The organism is Streptomyces sp. NPDC005374, from assembly GCF_042872225.1.
Lineage (GTDB): Bacteria > Actinomycetota > Actinomycetes > Streptomycetales > Streptomycetaceae > Streptomyces.
This window is the reverse complement of record NZ_JBIAKA010000015.1, coordinates 205,338-226,227: the sequence shown is the minus strand read 5'-3', so window position 1 is coordinate 226,227 and position 20,890 is coordinate 205,338. Positions and strand designations below refer to the sequence as shown.

Genomic DNA, 20,890 nt, shown 5'->3' with positions numbered 1-20,890 from the left:
CACCGACTGCGTGGCCGTGTGCCGCCACTATGGACTCTGGCCGGTGTTGATCGCCCGGCGGTGCTCCTGTCCGCGCCCCCCCCGGCACAGCTCCTGACCGGCCGCTGTGGGACCCCCGCCGCCAGGCCCGCGGGCGCGAGGGCATACCGTCCCGCTGTGCGGTCGAGGCGACCCGTCTCAAGGCGGGCGTAGGAGGCGGATCCGGATGGTGGGCTACACGGTGACCGAGCTGTCGGCCGGTCGGCTCGACGAGTTGACCGCAGGCCGTCTGCTGTCGTCGTGGCGACTGGACGTCCCCGCGCTTTTGCTGGCCGTCGCTCTGGGCGCGCTCTACGGCTGGGGTGTGGCGAGACTCCGTCGGCGCGGTGTGCCCTGGCCGCCTGCCAGGGCAGCCGCCTTCGCGCTCCTCGGACTGGGCGGGCTGGTCGTGGCGACGATGTCCGGGCTCGCCGTCTACGACCATGTGCTGTTCTGGCCGGCCGCCGTACAGAACGTCCTGCTCGACCTGGTGGTGCCGCTGGGCCTGGCGCTGGGTGATCCGCTGCGGCTCGCCGTCGAGGCGCTGCCGCAGCGGGCCGGCGCACGGGTCCGGCGGGCCGTGACCGGACGGGTCGTACGGGCGCTGACCTTCCCCCTGGTCAGTACGGCGCTGGTGCTGGCCACCGAGCTGACGGTGTATTTCACGCCGTACTTCGCCACGGCCCTGCGGGTGGGCTGGCTGCACGAGCTGATGTATCTGCACCTCCTGCTGGCCGGCTGTCTGTTCGTCGTGCCGGTGCTGACCCGCGAGGAGACGCTGCCGTCCTGGTGCACGCATCCGGTGCGGGTGGCGCTGGTCTTCCTCGACGGTGTGGTCGACGCGGTCCCCGGGATCGTCGTCATGACGCACGGCACCTTGATCGCGGGCTCCTGGTATCTGAGCCACGCCCCGTCCTGGTCGCCCGATGTCCACCACGACCAGCAGGTCGGCGGCGGCGCGATGCTCGGCATCGCCGAGCTGGTCGCCCTGCCCTTCCTGCTGGCGATCCTGTTCCAGTGGGCCCGCGTCGAACGCGTCCAGACCGCGGTCCTCGACCGCCGTCTGGACGCGGAACTCGCCGCCGTGCCGCGAGCGGAGCCCGGAGGGGCACCGGCCCCCGATCGGGTACGTCCCTGGTGGGAGACCGAGCAGAACGACGTCGCCGACAGCATCCGACGCCAGACTCGGGACCACTGACCGGCGTGGGGCGAAGGTCACTGCGACTTGCGGCTGCGGCACTGTCGGTCGGCTCACGGCAGGGTGATGAGGGCGATGCTTTCCTCCTGCGCGACGGCCAGCCGGGTGCCGTCGGGGTGCAGGGCAGCAACGGGAGTGGGGTCGTCATCGAAGCCGAAGCATGTGGTTTTGCCGGGCAGTACGACCTCCGGCCATTCCGCCACGATGCGTCCGGTGGCCGTGTCGAGCAGTCGCGGGTGGCCGTGGAATGAGACGACCTGATCGCCGCGGGGCAGGAGCACGACACCGGGATCGGCATCCGGGGTGGGGCTGCGGTGGAGCCACCCTTCCTCGGCCAGCGACCACACACCGAGGTGACGCGGAGCAAGCGCGGGCCCCTCTTTGTCCTTCGAGCCCTCCGCGTCCGTCGCCAGGACCAGCCGGTCGGCGTCGAGCCAGCAGCCTGCCGTCACCTCGCCGTTCATGAGCGCCGCTGCCGGCAGCACACCTTCGCCGTCCAGCGTGCCCGGTTCGGTGAGTGCGAGCGCCGTGTCGTAGACCATGGCGGTCCCGTAGGGGTGCCAGATCCAGCCGACCGAGAGCAGGTGCCGGCCGTCCGGGCTCAGACTGAGCCGGGAGTGGAAGACGTCCTTCGGCTCCCGCCAACCGTCGGTCAGCCACTCGCCGCTCTCCGCGTCCTCGATATGGAGCACGTTGTACACGTCGGGGCAGTGCACGACGACCTCACGTCCGTTGCCGAGTCTGCCCAGGGCGAGGGGATAGTCGTAGTCCGGGGCGCGGTAGTAGCTGCGGTCCAGTTCCCGCAGGACGTGCTCTCCCTCCAGCAACAGTGCTTTGGTGCCGCGCTCCTCGTACACCGCGGAATACCGCCCCGAGAGCGAAGCGGTTCCGGCGTCGAACGGGAAAGCCCAGGTGAAGGCCGCGTCCCGCTCCACCCCGTCGCTGTCCCAGCGCTGACCTCCTCCGGTCTCGCAGACCAGTTCGTCTCCCTGCCACACCAGCGATCTCGGCGCCATTGTCACCGGTATCGACTCCACGGTCATCGTTGACCACCCCCCACTCCGGAGAACCTTCGGCAGGCCCCTCGGCCCCGAATCTACGGGACCCGGTCGGCGGGCGAGCGGCTGACAGCGAGCGGGGTCGAGCGCATGACTGCGCCTGTGGGGCCTGTGCTTCGGTCTCCGTCGTGGTGGGCCCTACGGTCGGGCATGTGGTGCGAAGCGGTGCGCGGCATCCCGGCCTTCGTCGGGAGCGGAGGCGGGTGGGCCCGCTCGTACTGGTGGTGCCAAGCGGCGATCGTGAAGCACAGGGCCGTGGCTGCCACGAGCAGTTGGACCGCTGCTGAGAACGGATGTGCCGAGTACAGGAAGATCACGGCGATCACGAGCACGCCGCAGGTGAACCCGCCGAGCCAGAACACCGGAACCCAGTCCAGCGGGGGAGGGGATGCCACGGTCCGCTCATCCGGACGGCCCCCTCCACGGAAGGCCGACGTCAGCCCCAGCAGAAGACCCACCGGGATTTCGATGAGCAGCACGATCAGGCTTATGCAGCCACCGGCGAACCCGTCGCTTCGCGCGTCTGAACGCATTCCGGGCCGACGGGGCCGCCGTAATGTCATGTCTCTCTGGAATCCGGGTCTCAGCCGGTCCGCGCCGCGGAGTGCGGTCCGGCCGCGAAGGCGGTGCGGTCCACCTTGCCGTTGGCGTTGAGCGGCAGCTTCTGCAGATGCGTGAACCGTCTCGGAATCATGTAGACGGGCAGCCGGGCGCGCAGGAACGCGGTGAGGTCGCTCTGCGAGATCGCCTCGCCCGTGTAGTAGGCGACCAACTCGGCATCGTTCTCGTGCTCCTGCACCACCGCGACCGCGTCGCGCACGGCGGGATGCCGGGCCAGCGCCGCGTCGACCTCACCCAGCTCGATGCGGTGGCCCCGCAGTTTGACCTGGTGGTCGAGGCGTCCCAGGTGGACCAGGGCGCCGTTCTCCCGGCGCACCCGGTCGCCGGTGCGGTACCAGAGGTCCCGGGTCAGCGGCGCCGTGCCGTCGTGGACCACCGCCGCCCGCCCCGGGCCCCACTCCACGAAACGGCCCACGTCGTCGGCGGAGTCGAGGTAGCCGTCGAAGCGCTGGACGCCCCGGACGCACAGCTCGCCCGTCTCGGCGGGCTCTCCTGAGTCGTCGAGGATCACATGGTCCAGGTGCGGTGGCACCTCACCGATCGGCAGCGTTCCGTTGGCGCCCGCCGCGAGCAGCGACCCCTTCCCACCGAGGTCCTGCCCCGAGCAGACTATGGCGACCTCGGTCGGCCCGTACAGGTTCCACAGCCGTGCCCGAGGTGCCGCCGCGGCCCACTGCTCGGCCTGTTCGGCGAGCAGCCGTTCGCCACCGAACATGACGGCCTCCAGCGACGGCATCGAGTCCGGTGCCAGGGCTCCGATGCGGGCGGCGATGCCGCCCACCGAAGGAACGCAGAACCAGTGCGTGACCCGCTTGGCCTTCACGTAGGGCGTCGGCCGTACGACGTCGTTGGGCCGGGGCACCACCAGGGCGCCTCCGCCCGCCCAGGTGGCGAATAGTTCGAAGACCGCGACATCGAAGGAGATCTCCACGTTCTGCGAGACCCGGGACTCGGGTGTGAAGGCGTTGTACTCGACCAGCCAGCGCAGCGTCGGCACCACGCGCGCATGCCGGACGGGGACACCCCGGGGCCGGCCCGTGGATCCGGAGGTGTAGAGGATGTAGGCGACGTCCTCCGGTGACACCCGCACGACGGGAGCCGGTTGCACGTCGTCCTCGCCGACCGCTACCGCGCCGGCCGCCTCGGCGTCGGTGAAGGTGACCAGGGGAGGCAGCTTCCGGCCGCCCGTTCCGTCCGTTCCGTCCGCGCTCTCGGCGGTGGCCAGTTCGCCGGCCCGTGCCGTGGCGTGCTCGTCGACCACGATCAGGTCCAGATCCGTCATGTCCGCGATGGCGCGAAGCCGGCCGGCCGGGAAGGACGGGTTGAGCGGGACGACGGCCGCGCCGAGGCGGAGCGCGGCCAGATAGCCGGTGTACGTGGTGAGACTGCGGGCCGCGAGCAGCCCGATCCTGGCCGGCCGGTTCGGCAGCTGCCGGGCCATGACGGCGGCCATCCGGGCTGCCGCGGTGTCCAGTTGCCGGTAGGTGAGCGCGGTGTCCCGGACCTCCAGCGCGATGCGCTCCGGGTGCCGTTCCGCGCTGGCGGCGAAAAGGTCGACGAGAGTGGCGGGTTCCATCGGACACGTCCTGTTCTTCGCGGCTTCCGGGCGGTACGGCGAGGGAGGCAGAGGGCAGTGACAGCAGGACTGGGGAGCGAGCACGCACCTCCGGCACGCGCGGCCGCTCGGTCATGGGGAATCGCACGCCTCGGGCACCGGGCGTGCGCACACCTGGCTCTCGGGGAAGCTCACACCAGTTGCTCCAGCGTCTTCCACAGCTCCGGCCACCGGTCCGTCACGAACATGTGGCCCCCGACGAACTCGATGGCGTCGAAGCCGGCGGAGGTGAAGGCCTCCCAGTCCAGCCACTCCTTCTCGGGCACCAGGTGGTCCTGGTCACCGCGGATCGCGGTGATCGGGACGGGCAACGGATCGCGGGCGGGCGGCGTGTAACCGGCCAGCAGGTTCACGTCCGCCCTCATGATCGGTAGCAGGATGTCCCGCAGCCGGGGGTCGGAGTACTCCGGTATGTCACGGCACGCGATGGCCCTGGCCCGCGTGACGACCTCCTCGTCGTCACCGTCGAGCCGTTCGGCCTGCCGGTGGGAGGGGCTGACGGAGCCGCTGACCACCAGGTGCCGGGGCAGCGCGCCACCGGTGTCGACCAGGTGCCGGACCGCCTCGTAGGCGAGCAGCGCGCCGAAGCTGTGCCCGAAGACGATGAACGGCTGTCCGTCCGCGGCGGCTTCCCGGATCCGCCGCGCCGTTCCGGCGGCGGCCTCGGAGAAGTCACGGTAGAACGGCTTGCCGAACTCCCGCTCACGGCCGGGGACCTGGATGGGCACGGCGCGCAGTGCGACGGACTCCTGAAGCTGCCAGGGGCGGTAGACGCCTGCCCCCGCGCCCGCATACGGCAGGCACATCACTGAGGTGGTCATACGGCGTTCTCCTGACCGAAGGATCGGGCGGCGACGTCGGTGCACAGGAGCCCCAACTGGTCGGCGAAGGCCCCCAGCAGGGCGGCCGACCGGCCCTGCCAGGGACTGCTGAGCGGGGCCTGGGCGACGCAGTGCAGGGTGCCGGCGGGCAGCTCGGTCACCTGGAGCTGGATCTCCGCGTGTCCGCCGACGGGTGGGACGGGGAGGGCGCGGATCCGCACCGGTCCCGCGGCGTGCTCCGCCCGCTCCCAGTTCTCGAAGGCGAACAGTGCCTGGTACACGGGCATCCGCCGACCGGGTGTCGTCCGCGCGGCACGGATGATCTCGTCGCAGGGCAGCGGGGAACCGATGACGCTCTCGCGCAGGGCTCCCCAGACCCGTTCGACGACGCCGGGCCCGGACAGTTCGGGCATGCGCACCGGCAGTGTGTTCGTCAGATAGCCGATTTCGTCGCTCTGGTCGGGTGTTCGTGCGGCCACCGGCGTCCCGACGCAGAAGCCGGCGCCGCCGGTGAGCTCGGCCAGTGCCCGGCCGAGGGCCGCCAGCAGCACCGCGTACGGCGAGCAGCCGCTGTGCCGGGCCCGGGTACGCACCGCCTGCCAGGTGGTGGTCGGCAACTCGAGGCTGTCCTCCGCCAGATCGGCCTGGGCCAGCTGCCGCTGGCTGGGGCCGGGGCCGACGGCAGAGCCCGGGAGGGGCAGGTCGGCCGCCCCGTCGAGCATCGTCCGCCAGTAGGTGGCGAGTTCGGCGCGCTGGGCGGGGGCCAGGGCGGCGGGCTCCGCCCGTTCGCGGACGGGCAGCACGGGTTTCTCGCCCGTGACGGCCAGGGCGTAGGCGCGAGCCAGGTCGGCGGCGAAGATCTCCTGGGACATCCCGTCAAAGGCGATGTGATGCACCGCCAGGTAGACCGTGGCTCCCATGTCGTCTGGTGCCACAGCGGCCCGGAAGAGCCGTCCCGCGCCAAGGTCCAGAGAGTCGTCCGCCAGCAGGGCGGCGACCGCGTCGTGGCTGCCGGTTTCCGCAGGGAGGTACAGCGGGGGCGGGACGTCCCGGGGAGGGAGCACCTTGCGCACCAACTCCCCCCGCTCGACGACGAAGGCGGTGCGCAGCGCCTCATGGCGGGCGGCGACCGCGCTCAGCGCCGCCCCGAGCGCACCGTGCTCGACCGGACCGTCGGCACGGATCAGGGCGAGGGCCCGATTGGCCCGGGTCGACGGCGCGATCTGCTCGCCGACCCAGAACTGCCGTTCCAGCGCGGATGCCCGCTGCACCCGGACCGGGGAGTCGTCACTCACGAACTACCTCCTTGTCGGCGTCCGCCGACTCCTCGGCCGGAGCTGCCGGGGTGTCCATGTCGCGCAGCGCGCGGCTGCGCAGCGAGACGAGCACCAGGACGATGTACGTGGCGCCGAAGCAGAGGAGGGTTCCGCGCAGCCCGATGCCGTGGATCGACCAGCCGGCCACGAGGATGCCGATCGGGGCGGCGCTCATTCCGACGGCGGAGGTGAGGGCGAAGACCCGGCCGAAGAGCGCTGCCGGGACCTTTTCCATCATCACAGTGGACAGCGCCGGGTTGAGCGGACCGGCCGCGAGGCCGAGCAGGAAGGAGATCACGATGCTCAGCACCACGCCCGGCATGCCCGTGAGTGCCAGGCGCAGGGCGCCGATGACGAGGAAGCAGCCCAGCAGGGTCCAGCGGTTGCTGGTGAACCAGCGGGCGCTGACGGGACTGTAGCCGAACGTGCCGACGACGGCGCCGCAACCGGAGGCGGCCACCAGCCAGCCCAGGTACTGGCCGCTGCCGAGCACCTGGTCCGAGTAGACCGGCAGGATGACGGGGGTGAAGGCGTCGTCGAGGAAGTTGGTGACGAAGACGAACGCCGTCATGGCGCCGACCACGGGTATCCCGCGGACCACTTTCGCGCCCTCGGCGAGCTGCCGCAGGAACCCCTCCCGCTGCTGCGCGGCGGAGGCGGGACTTGAACTGCGGGGCACGCCGACCGCGACCAGGACAGCGGAGAGAAGGAAGGACGCGGAGTCGACGTACATGCCGGTCACCGGTCCCGACACGGCGATCAGCAGGCCGGCCAGCGGTGCGCCGACCAGCAGGCCGAGCCTGGGAGCACCCTGCATCCAGGAGTTCGCGGTGGCCAGCCGGATCCCGCCCTGCTCCGCGAGTGGCCTGATCAGGCTCTGCCGTGCGGCGCCGGTCGGCGTCGAGCCCAGGCTGCGGCCGAAGAGCAGTCCCATCAGGACGGGCAGCGGCAGTCCCACCGTGTTGTCGATGAGGGGGACCAGCCCGATGGACACGCCCGCGACGACATCGCTCAGCACGCTCATTCGTTTGCCGCCGACGCGGTCGATCCAGACCCCGCCGACGGCTCCCGCGAAGATCAGCGGAAGGGTGTTGGCGAAGCCGGCCAGTCCGGTGGAAACAGAGCTGCCGGTGGTGTGGAGGACGTACAGCGGGACGGTGATCACCGTGACGGCGTTGCCGAACGAGGACAGGTAGTGCGCCAGCAGCAGTACGAACAGCGGCCGACGGCGTGGCACCGCTCGCCCGGGTTCCGCGGCAGTGGTCATGAGGTGTCTTCCTGACTGGTGGGGGGCAGGACTTCGCGGACCGGGGCACCGCTCGCGTCGGCGAAGAGGCGCTCCAGGTGATCCTCCGAGACCCCGACCGCACCGGGTACCGCGGCATCCGGCGGAGTGCCCGGCCGCAGCGGGTTCCCGCGCGCCAGGAGCCGAGCGGTCAGTTCGGCGGGCGTGGTGCCGGGCTCGATGTCTCGGGCGCCGGCGTCGAAGCCCGCCCCGCGCAGCAGCCGGGCCAGCCGTGCGGACAGCAGCGGGGTGCCTCCGCTCGCGGCGAAGGTGTCGTCCGGTCCGGCGGTGTCCCGGCCGAGCGCCTCGCGCCAGGCGGCGGCGACGGTGTCACGGGCCCGGGCGGCGGGGTTCACGAGCGGGGTGTCCGGGGAGGTGGCGAAGAGCTCGACCAGCTGCAGCAGCCGTCGGGCGAGCCGGTCGACGGTCTCCGGTTCGAACAGGGCGGTGCGGTACTCGAACCGGCCGTAGACCAGGTCTCCGAGGTGCCACCAGGCGACGGTGACGTCCATCGAGGAGATGCCCTCGGGCACGGCGTTGGCGTAGACGGTGGCGCCTGGCACCTCGTAGGAGACCGTCTCGGCCAGGTCCAGGTGGACCAGCATGGTGCGCAGCAGCGGATAGCCGTGTGCGGTCCGCTCGGGAGCGGCGGTCCGGACGATCTCGCCGAACGGCGTCTCGTGGTGGGCCGCGACGGCCGCGCCCGCCGCCTGGGCCGCGGCCAGGAAGTCGTTCGGAGTGGGGTTCTCGGGCAGCCGGATCCGCAGCGGCACATTGGTGAGCAGGAAGCCGACCAGATCCCGCACCGCGACCTGGCCGCGGGTGACACTGGGCACCCCGATCAGGATGTCGCGCTCGCCGCTCTCCTCGTACAGCAGGGCCGCGTACGCGGCCGCCATGGCGTTGGCGACAGTGCTGCGGGCGGCCTTGGCGCGGTTGATGAACGCGGCGGCGGTGTCTTTGTCCAGTACGAAGTTGTGCTGGCGGCCGAGCCGGTCCTCGGTCTCGACCGGGTGGTCGTATGGCAGCAGGGGCACGTCCGGTACGTCCGCCAGGTAGTCGCGCCAGAACGCGCGGTGGCGTTCGCCGTACTCAGTCTCGAAGTACGCGCGCTGCCACTGCGCGTAGTCGCCGAACTGCACGGGGAGGTCCGGCAGTTCGGGCTCCCGGCCCTCCAGCCGGGCCCGGTAGGCCTCCAGCAGTTCTCGGTTGAGCCGCACGTACGACCACTGGTCGGTGAAGGAGTGCGGCATCGTCTGGACGATCTGGTGGTCGCCGCCGAGGTCGGCCACGCCGATGCGCAGCACCGGATCCCGGGACAGGTCGAACGGCCGCCGCACCTGTTGCCGTACGAACTCCCTGCGGCGCAGTTCCTTCTCTGCGGCCGGACCTCCCGACAGATCGACGAAGGTGAGGTCCGCGCCGCGGTCCGGGTGCAGGCGCAGCCGTGGCTGCGCGCCGTCCACCTCGACGGTGCTGCGCAGCAGTTCGTGCCGGCGCACCACGGTGGCCACGGCCTCCGTGAACGCCTCGTGGTGGAACTCCCCGACGAAGCGCAGTCCGAAGCCGAGGGTGTAGGTGACGGTGCCGGGGTAGAGCTGGTCGAGGATCCACAGGCGTTCCTGGTCCATGCCCAGCGGTGCGGTGTCGCGCGGTCCGGTCCGTGGCACGAGGGGAGGTGGCCCCTGGCGCTTGCGGGACAACCGTGCCGCCAGAGCGGCCCGTTGCTGCGGGGTGAGGCCGGCGAGCCGGGCCGTGAGCGCGGCTTTGTCGGCGGCTGCGGTCATCGGTCACGCTCCGCGGGGACGCAGGCGAACAGGGCGGGCAGGGCGGCCAGGACCTCGGCGGTGGGCAGACCGAAGTCGACCAGGAATCCGACCTCGTCGGCGCCCGCCTCCCGCAGCTGGCCGAGGACGGTGGCCGCCCTGGCGGCCGGTCCCAGCAGGGAGGGGCCGGCGAGGTAGTTGAGGTAGGCGCTCTCCAGCAGCAGTGTCTCGTCCTCGCCGGGGGCGGTGGTCTGGCTCCGGTACGCCCTCAGGTAGCCGTGCATCGCGGGGCGCAGGAAGTCCTCGAGGTCGGCGCGTTCGCTGACGTAGGCGTGCACCATGACCACCACGTCGCCGTCTCCCGGGTGGCCGGCGCGGCGCCACTCCTCGCGGTAGTGGGCGATGTTCTCCCGCAGCTGAGGCATCGTCTGGCCGAGCAGCGCGGTCATCACGCCGAGCCCGGCGCGGGCGGCCGACGCGAAGGTGGCGGAGTTGCCCGACGAGGTGAGCCAGACGGGCATGTCGCGTCGTACGGGTGCGGGGCCGGTGAGGACGGCGGCGGTGCCGCCCGCGGTGGTGGGGTGGCTCACCTTCTCGCCCCGCCAGTGGGCCCGTACCTGGTCGATGATCCGCAGGGTCGTCTCGCGCCGCTGTGCGTAGTCGGTGCGGGCGAGGACGAAGTCGTCGGGATGCCAGCCGCTGGCGAAGGAGATGCCGGCCCGGCCGCCGCTCAGGTTGTCGACGACGGACCAGTCCTCGGCGATGCGCGCCGGGTGGTGCAGGGGGGCGGCGACACTGCCGGCCCGGATCTGCACCTGTTCGGTCTGCACGGCGACGGCCGCGGCGAGGACGGCCGGGTTGGGCGAGTGCCCGCCGAAGTCCACGAAGTGGCGCTCCGGCAGCCACACGGCGTGCAGTCCGGCGGCGTCGGCCCGGCGTGCCGCGTCGAGGACGAAGCGGTAGTACTCCGGAGCGGAGACGGCGTCGGCGCTCGCGAAGAAGTAGAGGCTCTGCCGCTCCGGAGCGCCGGCCGGCGAGGCCTCGGCGGGTTCGCGGGCCGTGCGGTTCTGGAGCCTGCGCCCGAGCAGCCTGCGCTGTTCGGGGGAGAGGGCGGCCAGACGGTCGGACAGGTCGGTCACGGCACTTCCTCGATCTCGTTGAGCAGCCGGAGAAGTTCCTCGTCGTCGCGTTCGCCGGCCAGTTCCTCGGCCCGGGAGATGAACGCGGCCAGGTCGGAGTGCTCGTACAGGTCCCCGAGCACCAGGGCGAGCAGCAGTGTGTCGTTGATGACGCTGGTGAGCTGCGCGGCCTGCAGCGAGGTGCCGCCGAGGGTGAAGAAGTTGTCCTCGGGGGCGAGGGGCGCCCCGCCGAAGGCGTCCTGCCAGATCTCGGTGATCACGGTGGCGATCTCGCTCGGCCCGGCCGGCTGCGCGGCGGGGACGGACGGACGGTCGTCGTCGGCGGGCGGATCGGTCTCCTGGACGCCGGGCGGGGTGGCGCCCACCTCCTCGGACGGCGTGCCGGGCGCCTCGATCCAGTGCCGGGTGTCCGCGAACGGGTAGCGCGGCAGGGGGGCGGGGCGGTCCGGGCGGGGCGGCGCCAGATCGACGGCGCAGCCGGCCGCCCACAGCCCGGCCAGGGCGGTGTGACGGGCGAGCGTCACGTCCTGGCCGGACCCGCCGAGCATGTCGATGATCCGGGGCGGTCGTGCCGTGCCCTGGGCTCGGGCCGCGCGGCGCACCGGGTTGGTCAGCGACCGGCTGCCGCCCACACCGACGACCACGTCGCAGGGCACGGCGAGCAGGGTGCGGACGCCGTCGGCCAGCCGTACCGTCCCACGGAGCTGGGCCGCCCAGTAGCCGGGGTCGGTGGCCTGTTCGGGCGTCAGCTCCGCACCAGAGACGTTGGAGATCACCCTGGTGTGCGGCGCGGACAGTCGCAGGGTGCGCAGGAACTCCTCGAAGCGGGAGGCGGCCTGTTCCATCGAGCGGGTGTGGAAGGCGTGGGAGGTGGCGAGGCGGGTAGTGGCGAGTCCGCGCTCGGCGCACCGCCGTTCGATCTCGGCGACGGTGGTGGGATCGCCGCCGAGGACGACGTCGTCGGGGCCGTTGACCCCGCACAGGTCGGCGGGGAGACCGGCCACGATCACCCGTGCGGCCGCCTCGTCGAGCGGCACGGCGAGCATCGCTCCGGGCGGCGCCTCGCCCATCAGCGCCCCGCGCCGGACCACGGCCGCCGCGGCGTCCTCCACGTCGAACACCCCGGCGTACGCGGCGGCGGTCAGCTCACCGATGCTGTGGCCGAGGAGGATGCCGGGCCGTACGCCCCAGCGCTCCAGCCACCACAGGTGGGCCAGGCCGAGGGTGAACAACAGCGGCTGCACGACCGCGGTGTCCAGCAGCCGGGGGTCGTCGCCGTCCCAGGCCGTGAAGTCCCGCAGGTCGGGTCCGCCCGCGCGCAGCACGGCGTCCTGCAACCGGGTCAGGTCGGCCGCGAACGCCGGGTCCCGGTCGGCCGGTGCATCGGCCGCCGACAGCCGTACGCCCTGACCGGGGAGCAGGACGGCCACGGTGGGATCGGGCCGGGCGGGTGGCACGTCCGCGCCCTCGGCCACCTCCTGCAGGCCCTGTCGCAGTGCCGCGTGTGCCTGCCCGGGATCAGGGGGCAGGGCGATCGCGGCCCGGTGCGCCAGACGGCGCCGCCCGTGCCAGAGGGTGCCGACAACCTCGCCGAGGCCGGTGTCCGTTCCGGGGCCGTCCAGCCAGGCGGCGAGGTCCCGGGCGCGGTCGCGCAGGGCCTGGGGGGTGGCGGCCGTCAACACGGCCACCCGGGGGCCGTCGGCGGCTTCCGGCTCGTCGACCGACCGGGGTCCGGCGGCAGCGGGGGAGAGGATCACATGCGCGTTGGTGCCGCCGAGCCCGAAGGAGCTGACGGCGGCGCCACTCGGCACCGTCCCGCTCCACGGCTGGGCCTTGCGGGGGATGAAGAACCTGGCCGCCCCCAACTCGGCGTCCGGGCCGTCGCCCGCCTGGGCGGGGACCGGTGGCACGGTGTCGTGCTGGAGGGCCAGCACCGTCTTGATCAGGCCCACCACGCCGGCGGCGGTGTCGGTGTGGCCGATGTTCGGCTTCACCGCGCCGATCGCACAGCCCGGCGTCGCGTCGCCGTACACCTCGGCGAGCGCGGCCAGTTCGACCTGGTCGCCCAGGACCGTGCCGGTGCCGTGCGCCTCGACGTAGCCGATGTCCTCGGGGGCGAGTCCGGCGACCTCCAGGGCCTCGCGGATCACCTCGGCCTGTCCGCGCGGACTCGGAGCGGACATGGCCATCCGGTCGGCGCCGTCGTTGTTGACGGCGCTGCCCACGATGTGGGCCCGGGCGGCCCGGCCCGGCTCCGGCAGGTCGGCGGATCGCCGTAGCACCACCACCCCGGCGCCGCCGGACGGAACGGTCCCGCCGCTACCCCTGGTGAAGGCGCGACAGCGGCCGTCCGGTGCGTAGATGCCGCCCTCGGACCACCGGTACTCGGGCCGTTCGACGGGGAAGACGGTCACGCCGCCCGCTATGGCGATGTCGCACTCGTAGGTCAGCAGGCTGCGCACTGCCTGGTGGACGGCGACCAGGGAGGTCGAGCACGCCGTCTGCACCGTCATGCTGGGGCCGGTCAGGCCGAGTCGGTACGACAGGGCCGTGGCGAGGTAGTCGCGGGAGTTGCCGAACAGGATCTGCTCGGTGCCCTGGGTGCGCACCACGCGGTCGTTGCGCATCACGTGGTGGTGCAGGTAGTCGTCGGGTCCGCAGCCGACGAACACACCGACCCGGCCGTCGTCGCGCTCGGTGTCGAGTCCGGCGTCCTCCAGGGCTTCCCACGCCAGTTCGGTGAGCACGCGGTGCTGGGGGTCGGTGGTCGCCGCCTGGGCGTGGGTCATGCCGAACAGTTCGGCGTCGAACCGGGCGTAGCGGTCGATCTGGCCCGCGATCAGTCGCCCGTCGGCCGGGTCCGCGTGATCCTCCCGGGCGGCGGGCAGGGAGACCCGGCCCGCGAGGACATTCGCCCAGAACGTGCCGGGGTCCGACCCCCCGGGGACCCGCAGCGCCAGTCCGACGACGGCCACGGCGTTGTCCGGACGGTCCGACTCAGTCATGCCGGTGCTCCTTCAGGTGCGTGCGACCAGGCCGGGAACGATGGACCGGGTCGAGGACGGTCCGTTCCCCCGGACCGGACTCGTCGGGTCATGACTGCGCCGGGCGCTGGTCGAGCGCGGCGGCCAGCCGCCTGGGGGTGGAGTTGCGGAAGACGTCCCGCAGGCGGACGTCGGGGTAGTTCGCCTCGCGCAGGGCGCTGATGAGCAGGACCGCCTGCACCGATGTGCCGCCGAGGTCGAAGAAGTTGTCGTCCGCGCCGACGGGCACCCCGAGGACCTCCTGCCAGGTCGCGGCCACGGCCGCCCAGGGGCCGTCGGGTTCCGTCGGCCCGGAGTCCCGGCCGGCGGTGGGCACGGCCGGTGCGGGCTCGGGCAGCCGGGCGGTGTCCAGCTTGCCGTTCGGGGTCAGGGGCAGTTCGGGCACCGCGGTGAGGGTGGCGGGCAGCGCATGGCCGGGGAGCCGGTCGGCGAGCCGGTGGCGGATGTCGCCGAGGGCGTCGGGACGGTCGGTGACGACATAGGCGTCCACGCGCGCGGTGTCCGGCCCGCCGGGGGTGCGCGCCACACAGGCGGCAGCCCGTACGCGCGGGTCCTCCAGCAGGGAGTGCCGGATCTCGCCGGGCTCGATGCGGTGTCCGCGGATCTTGACCTGTTCGTCGAGCCGGCCCAGGTACTCCAGTCGGCCGTCGGGCAGGAAGCGGCCCAGGTCGCCGCTGCGGTAGAGGCGCAGGCCGGGCAGGACCGGCAGGCCGTCCAGGAACCGCTCGGCGTTCAGCTCCGGCCGGTCCAGATAACCCTGGGTGACGCCGGCACCGCCGACGTGGATCTCCCCGGGCACGCCAGGGGGGACCGGGAGTCCGCGACCGTCCAGGACGTGGATGTCCCAGCCGGGAATGGGGCGTCCGATGGAGCGGCTGCCGCGCCGTGCCTCGGCGCGGTCGACGGTGTGCCAGGTGCAGAAGACGGTGGTCTCCGTGATCCCGTACATGTTGACGGCGCGGCAGACGTCCTCGGGATAGCGGTCCATCCAGGGCAGCAGGATGCCGCGGTCCAGGGCCTCGCCGCCGAAGATGAGCAGCCGTACCGCGAGGCCGCCGTCCTGGAAGGCCCGGGTGTTCACCAGCTGGGCGAAGGCGGACGGTGTCTGGTTGAGGACGGTCACGCCCTCGGCACGCAGCAGGGTGTGGAACGCCTCGGCGTCACGCGAGACGTCGTAGGGGACGACGACGAGCCGGCCGCCGCTCAGCAGACAGCCCCAGATCTCCCAGACGGAGAAGTCGAAGGCCAGGGAGTGGAAGTACGACCAGACGTCGTCCGGTCCGGGTGCGTACTCCCGCTCGGTGGCGGCGAGCAGCGCGGCCACGTTGCGGTGGCTGACCAGGACGCCCTTGGGCCGGCCGGTGGACCCCGAGGTGTGGATCACGTAGGCCGTGGCGTCGGGAGTCGGGGAGGGCAGCGGCCGGTCCGGATTCCCGGGCTCGGCGTCCACCGTAACCACGCGCAGCCCCTGCGTCCCGGGCAGCAGTCCTTCCTGGGTGATGACGGTGCGCAGGCCGGTGTCCTCGACGACGAAGGCGAGGCGCTGCGGCGGATAGTCCGGGTCGAGGGGCACATAGGCCGCTCCGGCGCGCAGCACGGCGAGGACGGCCGTCACCTGGCCGGTGCCGCGGTCCAGGCAGACGCCGACCCGGTCGCCGGGCCGTACCCCGGCCTCGCCGAGCGCGAGGGCCAGGGACCTGGAGCGCTCATCGAGTTCGCGGTAGGTGAGACGGTCCGCGCCGCACACGACGGCGGTCCTGTCGGCGACGGCGGCGGCCTGCTGCTCGAAAAGTTCCGTCAGGGTGCGGGCGGGTACGTCGAGCGGTTCGCCGCGCCCGGTGTCGAGCCCGGCGAGGAGCTCCGGGCCGGGCAGGGTGTCCACAGCACCGAGTGGTCGTTCCGGAGACTTCGTGAACTCGCCGAGTACGTGGAGCAGTTGCCGGAAGAAGAGGCCGGCGGCCGAGTCGTCGACCAGGGCGCGCTGGTGCCGCAGCAGCATCCGGATCCCGCCTTGCCGGTCGGGCTGCTGGTAGAGGCCGATCGTGAGCGGGAAGTGGGCCGTGCCGAGTCCTTGGTCCTGCTGCGGAACGGCGGTCACCTCACCGTCGGTGAGGTGCGGCAGGGCGTCGATGGCGGCCAGCACGACCTGTGGTGTGGTGCCGGCGGAGGAGGGCCAGACGGCGGACAGGGGCACGTCCGACTCGCGGTACGCCCGTATTCCGCGCCGGTGCACGGCGCGCAGGAAGTCCGCGATGGTGGTTCCGTCGTCGAGGCCGACGGGCACCGGGGTGGTGGTGTTGAAGTACCCGACCGTGGTGGCGTGGGCGGCCGGGCGGCGGGAGACGGTGGTACCGACGACCGGCCGGGAGCAGCCGGAGTTGCGGCCGATGACGAGCCCGGCGGCGGCCAGCACCACCGAGTGGGCCGTGATGCCGAGGTCGGCGCTCAGCTGCCGGATGCCCTCGTGCAGAGCGGCGGGGACGAGGGCCTCGGCGACTCCGCCGGTCGGCTCGTCCTGGGGCGGGGGGCCGTCCGGCGCGGCCCAGTCGAGGGAGGGCGCGCTGTCCGCGGCGGCGAGTTCGGCACGGATCGCGGCCGCGTCGGCGGTGCGGGCGGTCTGCCGGTCGCGGGCGGTCCCTGCCCAGTCGGCGAAGGCGGGGCCGGACGTGCTGGGTTCGTCGGTCAGCAGCCGGCGGGCGATCAGTGCCATGGAGTGCCCGTCGACGACCAGGTGGTGCGCCACGAGCAGGAGATCGGCGGTGTCCGGCCGGTACCGGAGCAGGACGGCCCGCAGCAGCAGGCCCTCGGCCAGGTCCAGCGGGACCCGCAGTTCGTCGTGCACCCGTTGCCGGGCCGCGGTGCCGTCCGGGTCGGTGTCGAGTGTGACGCACAGCAGTTGGGGGCGGTCGGGCACCTCCTCCAGTAACCAGGAGGCTCCGTCCTGGACCACCCGGGCCGCGAGCACGGGGTGCGCGGCGCAGAGCCGCTGGAGTCTTCCGGCGAGGCGGTCCGGGTCGACGGGACCGGTGATCCGGTAGACCGCGTTCACGAGGTAGGTGGCGGGGTCGTCGGTGGCCTGGTCGGCGGTGTAGAGGTCGATCTGGTTGGGCGCCAGTTCCCAGCCCATGGGTCAGCTCCCTGGGGTGTCGGTGGTGAGCAGACGGGCGATCGCCCCGGCTCCGTCCGCCTCGAGCACGTCGAGGTACTCGATCTCACGCCCCGTCAGTTCGTACAGACGGGTGGTCAGCAGGACTGCACGGAACGAATCGCCACCGTTCTCCAGAAATCCGGTTCCGGTATCGGCGTCGGATCCCAGAATCTCACTCCAAAGACTCTTCGCCAGACCTGCGGCATCACCGGTGGACACACCGGATGTATATGAATTCGACTCCACTGAACAGTCCCCCGAATTCCATTGGCCCGAAATCTTCGCCACACGCGTCTGAGGCGGGAAATTTCCCGGTCCTGCCAGGCGCCTGTCACTAGGCCGCCGCCTCAACTGCCCACGATCTCAAGGACCTACAGATTGAATACCCAGGCCACGCTACAGAGCCACCCATCGATGATCAACGTGACGCACGTCACATCGACGATGTCCCATTACACGCGGAAATCCACCGGTGCGCCCCGGGAAAGGCCAATCGGAATTCCTCCTTGACACCGGAAAAAGATCTTCCTAACGTGGCTCTGTTATTTCGTCGCACGGATTTGAGGCGGGGGCTCTCAGAATGTCTGACGATGCAGATCCAGAGAATGCGATCGGTCCGGCCAGTGCCGAGCAGACGAGATTCTTCCTGCTCGACCAGCAGGGCGGCCGGGCGACCCTGCTCCATCACATCCGCGTCGACGGCCCGGTCGACCCCGACCGGCTGACGGCGGCCCTCCGGGCGGTCGTCGCCGCCCAGCCGGCGCTGCGGACGTCCCTGCATCCCACTGCCGACGGCCTGATGCGGCGCCTGCACCCCGCCGCCGAGGTCGACATCGCGGCCGAACGGTCCGCGGACGACACGGCGCTGACCGCGCGCATCGCCGAGACCGGTGCCCCGTTCGTCCACGGACAGGGGCCGCTGTGCCGGATCCGTGTCGTCGTCACCGGGGACGGCGCCCACTGCCTGGTGGGGGTCCACCACGCGGTGTTCGACGAGGAGTCGGCCGCCGTCCTGCTGAGACTGCTCGCCGACGCCTACGACGGCACACCGCTGAGTAGGGCCCACGACCGCAGACCGGCACCGGGCTCCGACCGCCTCGCGGCACTGGAGGCCTTCTGGTCCCGGGAACTCGACAGCTGCCCCGCGCACACCGCACTGCCCCGCATCGCGTCCGCCGAACCGCCCGGCCATGCCACGGTGACCCTGGGCATCCCGGCGGCGCTGAGCGCGGCGATGCACCGGCGGGCCAGGGAGACGGGGGCGACCGCGTTCGCCCAGGTCCTCGCCGCCCTGGGGGTGGTGGCCGACTGGTACGGCGGCAGCGACGACGTCGTGCTCGCCACCGTCGCCACCACCCGCGCCAAGGCCGACCAGGACGTCATCGGTTGTCTCCAGAACACCCTGCCCGTCCGACTCCGGCTGGCCGGGGCCGACACCGCGTCCGTGTGCGACCGTGCCGCCGACGCCCTCTTCGACGCGCTCGACCACGCCGAGCTGCCCGTGGAGGACATCCTGCGGGTGAGCCGCGCCGAGCGCAGTCCGGGACGCAAACCCCTGACCGGGATCATCTGCACCCAGGCGTCCGCCCCCGCCCGGCTCACCGCGAGCGGCCTGGTCTGGCAGCTCACCCCGCCTTCGGTGGCGGCCGGCGAGTACCCGCTCGCGGTGACCCTGCACCGGGCCCCCGACGGCGGCGCCGGCCTGAGCGTCGAACACGACCGCGCCCACCTGTCCACCAGCGCCGCCGAACTGTTCGCCGAGCACCTGTTACGCGCCCTCTCCGCCCTCACCACCGAACCGGCCGTCCCGCTCACCCGACTGCGGCTGACCGGCGAAGGCGGCCCGGAAGCGGACGCCGACGAGAGCCGTCCGGGGGCCGGCACCGGCGCCGGGAGGAGCGATCCCGCAGTCGCTGAGAAGGCCGGCGAGGAGCCGCACCCGAAGTCCCTCCCGTCCGTCCCCGACCACCTCGCCGAGCACGCCCGGCGTACCCCCGGGGCGACCGCGCTCGAGTACGGCGGCGCACAGGTCGCATACGCCGAACTGGACCACCGGGTCGGGAAACTGGCCGCCGCACTGATCGAGGCGGGGGTACGGCCCGGAGACCGGGTGGCCGTGCGGCTGCCGCGCACTCCCGATCTCCTGGTGGCACTGCTCGCGGTCTGGCGGGCGGGCGCCGCCTATGTGCCGCTCGACCCCGACTACCCCGCCGGCCGGCTCCGGCTGATGATCGAGGACGCCCAGCCGTCCGCGATCATCGGCACCCCGGTGCCCGGCACCGACCCCGGGGCCGCGGGAGTGGCCCTCACACCGGACGCGGCGGCCCCCGAACCCGCGCGATGGCCGCGGATCCGCCCGGAGGACCCCGCCTACGTCATCTACACGTCCGGGTCGACCGGCAGACCCAAGGGCGTGATCGTCCGCCACCAGAACCTGTCCGCGCTCTTCGCCGCCTTCGACCGGGAGTTGTCCGGCCCGCCCGCCGTCACCGTCGCGGCCACCAGCGTCTCCTTCGACATCAGCGCACTCGAGCTGTACTGGCCGCTCACCGCGGGCCGCACCGTCCTGCTGACCGGGCACCGCGAGGTCACCGGTCAGGACGTACCCACGGGCGCCCTCTACCAGTGCACCCCCACGGTGGCGCGGATCCTGGCCGACGACCCGGACGGACGCCGTCTGCTGGGCCGGCTCGGCACCTTGCTGGTGGGCGGTGAGCAACTGCCGCGCGACCTGGCCGACCGGCTGGACGCACTGGTCCCCGGCGAGGTGCTCAACTGCTACGGCCCGACCGAGACCACGGTGTGGTCGACGGTGTGGCGGGTACGGCCGCACGTACCCGTGCACATCGGCCACCCCCTGGCGGGCGAGGAGTGCCTGGTGGCCGACCCCCATGATCGGCCGCTGCCGCCCGGAGTGCCGGGCCGGCTGGTGATCCTCGGAGCGGGCGTGGGCTCCGGCTACTGGCGGCGGCCCGACCTCACCGCCGACCGGTTCCGGGAGTACGACGGCCGCGCCGGGTACGACACCGGCGATCTCGCGGTTCTCGACCCCGAGAACGGTCTGCGGTTCCTCGGCCGTGCCGACGGCCAGGTGAAGATCCTCGGCCAGCGGGTCGAACTCGCTGAGATCGAGAGCGTCCTGCGCTCCCACCCGGCGGTCCGTGACGCCCTCGTCGCCGTCGCCGCCGACGGCGCCACGGTCACCGCGTGTCTCGTTCCCGCGAGCGGCACCAGGGATCCAGACACCCCGGATCCAGACACCCCGGATCCAGACACCCCGGATCCAGACACCCCGGATCCCGGCACGCCGGTGCCGGCGCCACCAGATCTGGCGGAAGAGATACGGCGGCACGCGGCCGCCTCTCTCGTACCGGCGATGGTGCCCGCCGTGTGGCTGCTCGTCGGGGAACTGCCCCAGCTGCCCAACGGCAAGCTGGACCGGGCCACCGCGTGCGGCTGGGCGGCGCGGGCGCTGTCGTCCCGGCCCGGCCCGCCGGCCGCGGAGCCCGCCGGGCGGGCCCTCGACGCCGTACGCCAGGCATGGGAACGCGTTCTCGGTGCTCCGGTCGCCGACCTGGACACCACCTTCTTCGATTTCGGCGGCACCTCCGCCGGACTCCTGCGGGTGCTGGTCCTGCTGACAGACCGGTATCCGGAGCTGACCGCCGCCGAACTCTTCCGTCACACCACCGTCCGAGGCCTGGCCCTGCGGCTCGACGCCCCACCGGGCGGCCCGGGCGACGCGGAGACCCCGGACAACCGCCCGGCCCGCACACCCGCCCGGGGTGCCGCCCGTGCCAGGGCACTGGGCGAGTGGCGCCGACGGACCGAACGATCCCAGCAGCGACACCCGTGACGACG

At 72.6% G+C, this 20,890-nt stretch carries 13 protein-coding genes; 2 read left to right on the top strand and 11 right to left on the bottom strand.

Annotated elements, in window-relative coordinates:
* Nucleotides 1–205: 205 nt before the first annotated feature.
* Nucleotides 206–1,216: a cytochrome c oxidase assembly protein gene (locus ACFYRX_RS33695; protein ID WP_389108038.1), complete on the top strand. Its 1,011-nt coding sequence runs from the start codon at nt 206–208 to the stop codon at nt 1,214–1,216.
* Nucleotides 1,217–1,269: 53 nt separating this feature from the next.
* Here the strand turns inward: ACFYRX_RS33695 and ACFYRX_RS33690 are convergent, their stop codons facing one another.
* The 11 genes from ACFYRX_RS33690 to ACFYRX_RS33640 all read right to left on the bottom strand — a co-directional run bounded on the left by ACFYRX_RS33690 (nt 1,270) and on the right by ACFYRX_RS33640 (nt 17,248).
* Entirely contained in the window at nt 1,270–2,259 is a 990-nt protein-coding gene (locus ACFYRX_RS33690) for a hypothetical protein (RefSeq protein ID WP_389108035.1), read from the bottom strand.
* Nucleotides 2,260–2,312: 53 nt separating this feature from the next.
* Nucleotides 2,313–2,807 (bottom strand): DUF6234 family protein, encoded by a 495-nt coding sequence (locus ACFYRX_RS33685; RefSeq protein WP_389108033.1) that lies wholly within the window; start codon nt 2,805–2,807, stop codon nt 2,313–2,315.
* Between the two features lie 50 nt (nt 2,808–2,857).
* Nucleotides 2,858–4,471 carry an amino acid adenylation domain-containing protein gene (locus ACFYRX_RS33680; protein WP_389108030.1) on the bottom strand — a complete coding sequence of 538 codons (1,614 nt, stop codon included), beginning with the start codon at nt 4,469–4,471 and terminating at the stop codon, nt 2,858–2,860.
* A gap of 170 nt (nt 4,472–4,641) precedes the next feature.
* Nucleotides 4,642–5,331 (bottom strand): thioesterase II family protein, encoded by a 690-nt coding sequence (locus ACFYRX_RS33675; RefSeq protein WP_389108028.1) that lies wholly within the window; start codon nt 5,329–5,331, stop codon nt 4,642–4,644.
* Nucleotides 5,328–6,626 carry a condensation domain-containing protein gene (locus ACFYRX_RS33670; protein ID WP_389108025.1) on the bottom strand — a complete coding sequence of 433 codons (1,299 nt, stop codon included), beginning with the start codon at nt 6,624–6,626 and terminating at the stop codon, nt 5,328–5,330. Before ACFYRX_RS33670 ends, ACFYRX_RS33675 begins: the two co-directional genes overlap by 4 nt.
* The gene (locus tag ACFYRX_RS33665) at nt 6,619–7,914 is read right to left on the bottom strand and encodes an MFS transporter (protein ID WP_389108022.1); all 1,296 of its coding nucleotides are present in this window, start codon (nt 7,912–7,914) and stop codon (nt 6,619–6,621) included. Before ACFYRX_RS33665 ends, ACFYRX_RS33670 begins: the two co-directional genes overlap by 8 nt.
* The gene (locus tag ACFYRX_RS33660) at nt 7,911–9,719 is read right to left on the bottom strand and encodes a condensation domain-containing protein (RefSeq protein ID WP_389108019.1); all 1,809 of its coding nucleotides are present in this window, start codon (nt 9,717–9,719) and stop codon (nt 7,911–7,913) included. Before ACFYRX_RS33660 ends, ACFYRX_RS33665 begins: the two co-directional genes overlap by 4 nt.
* Nucleotides 9,716–10,837: a MupA/Atu3671 family FMN-dependent luciferase-like monooxygenase gene (locus ACFYRX_RS33655; protein ID WP_389108016.1), complete on the bottom strand. Its 1,122-nt coding sequence runs from the start codon at nt 10,835–10,837 to the stop codon at nt 9,716–9,718. Before ACFYRX_RS33655 ends, ACFYRX_RS33660 begins: the two co-directional genes overlap by 4 nt.
* Complete coding sequence (locus tag ACFYRX_RS33650) at nt 10,834–13,842, bottom strand: type I polyketide synthase (RefSeq protein WP_389108013.1); 3,009 nt, start codon at nt 13,840–13,842, stop codon at nt 10,834–10,836. Before ACFYRX_RS33650 ends, ACFYRX_RS33655 begins: the two co-directional genes overlap by 4 nt.
* A gap of 88 nt (nt 13,843–13,930) precedes the next feature.
* Nucleotides 13,931–17,008 carry an amino acid adenylation domain-containing protein gene (locus tag ACFYRX_RS33645; protein ID WP_389108010.1) on the bottom strand — a complete coding sequence of 1,026 codons (3,078 nt, stop codon included), beginning with the start codon at nt 17,006–17,008 and terminating at the stop codon, nt 13,931–13,933.
* Between the two features lie 3 nt (nt 17,009–17,011).
* Nucleotides 17,012–17,248 carry a phosphopantetheine-binding protein gene (locus tag ACFYRX_RS33640; RefSeq protein WP_389108007.1) on the bottom strand — a complete coding sequence of 79 codons (237 nt, stop codon included), beginning with the start codon at nt 17,246–17,248 and terminating at the stop codon, nt 17,012–17,014.
* A 361-nt stretch (nt 17,249–17,609) separates the two neighbouring features.
* Here ACFYRX_RS33640 and ACFYRX_RS33635 point away from each other — a divergent pair, with 361 nt between their 5' ends.
* Nucleotides 17,610–20,885: an amino acid adenylation domain-containing protein gene (locus ACFYRX_RS33635; protein ID WP_389108004.1), complete on the top strand. Its 3,276-nt coding sequence runs from the start codon at nt 17,610–17,612 to the stop codon at nt 20,883–20,885.
* The last annotated feature ends 5 nt before the right edge of the window (nt 20,886–20,890 follow it).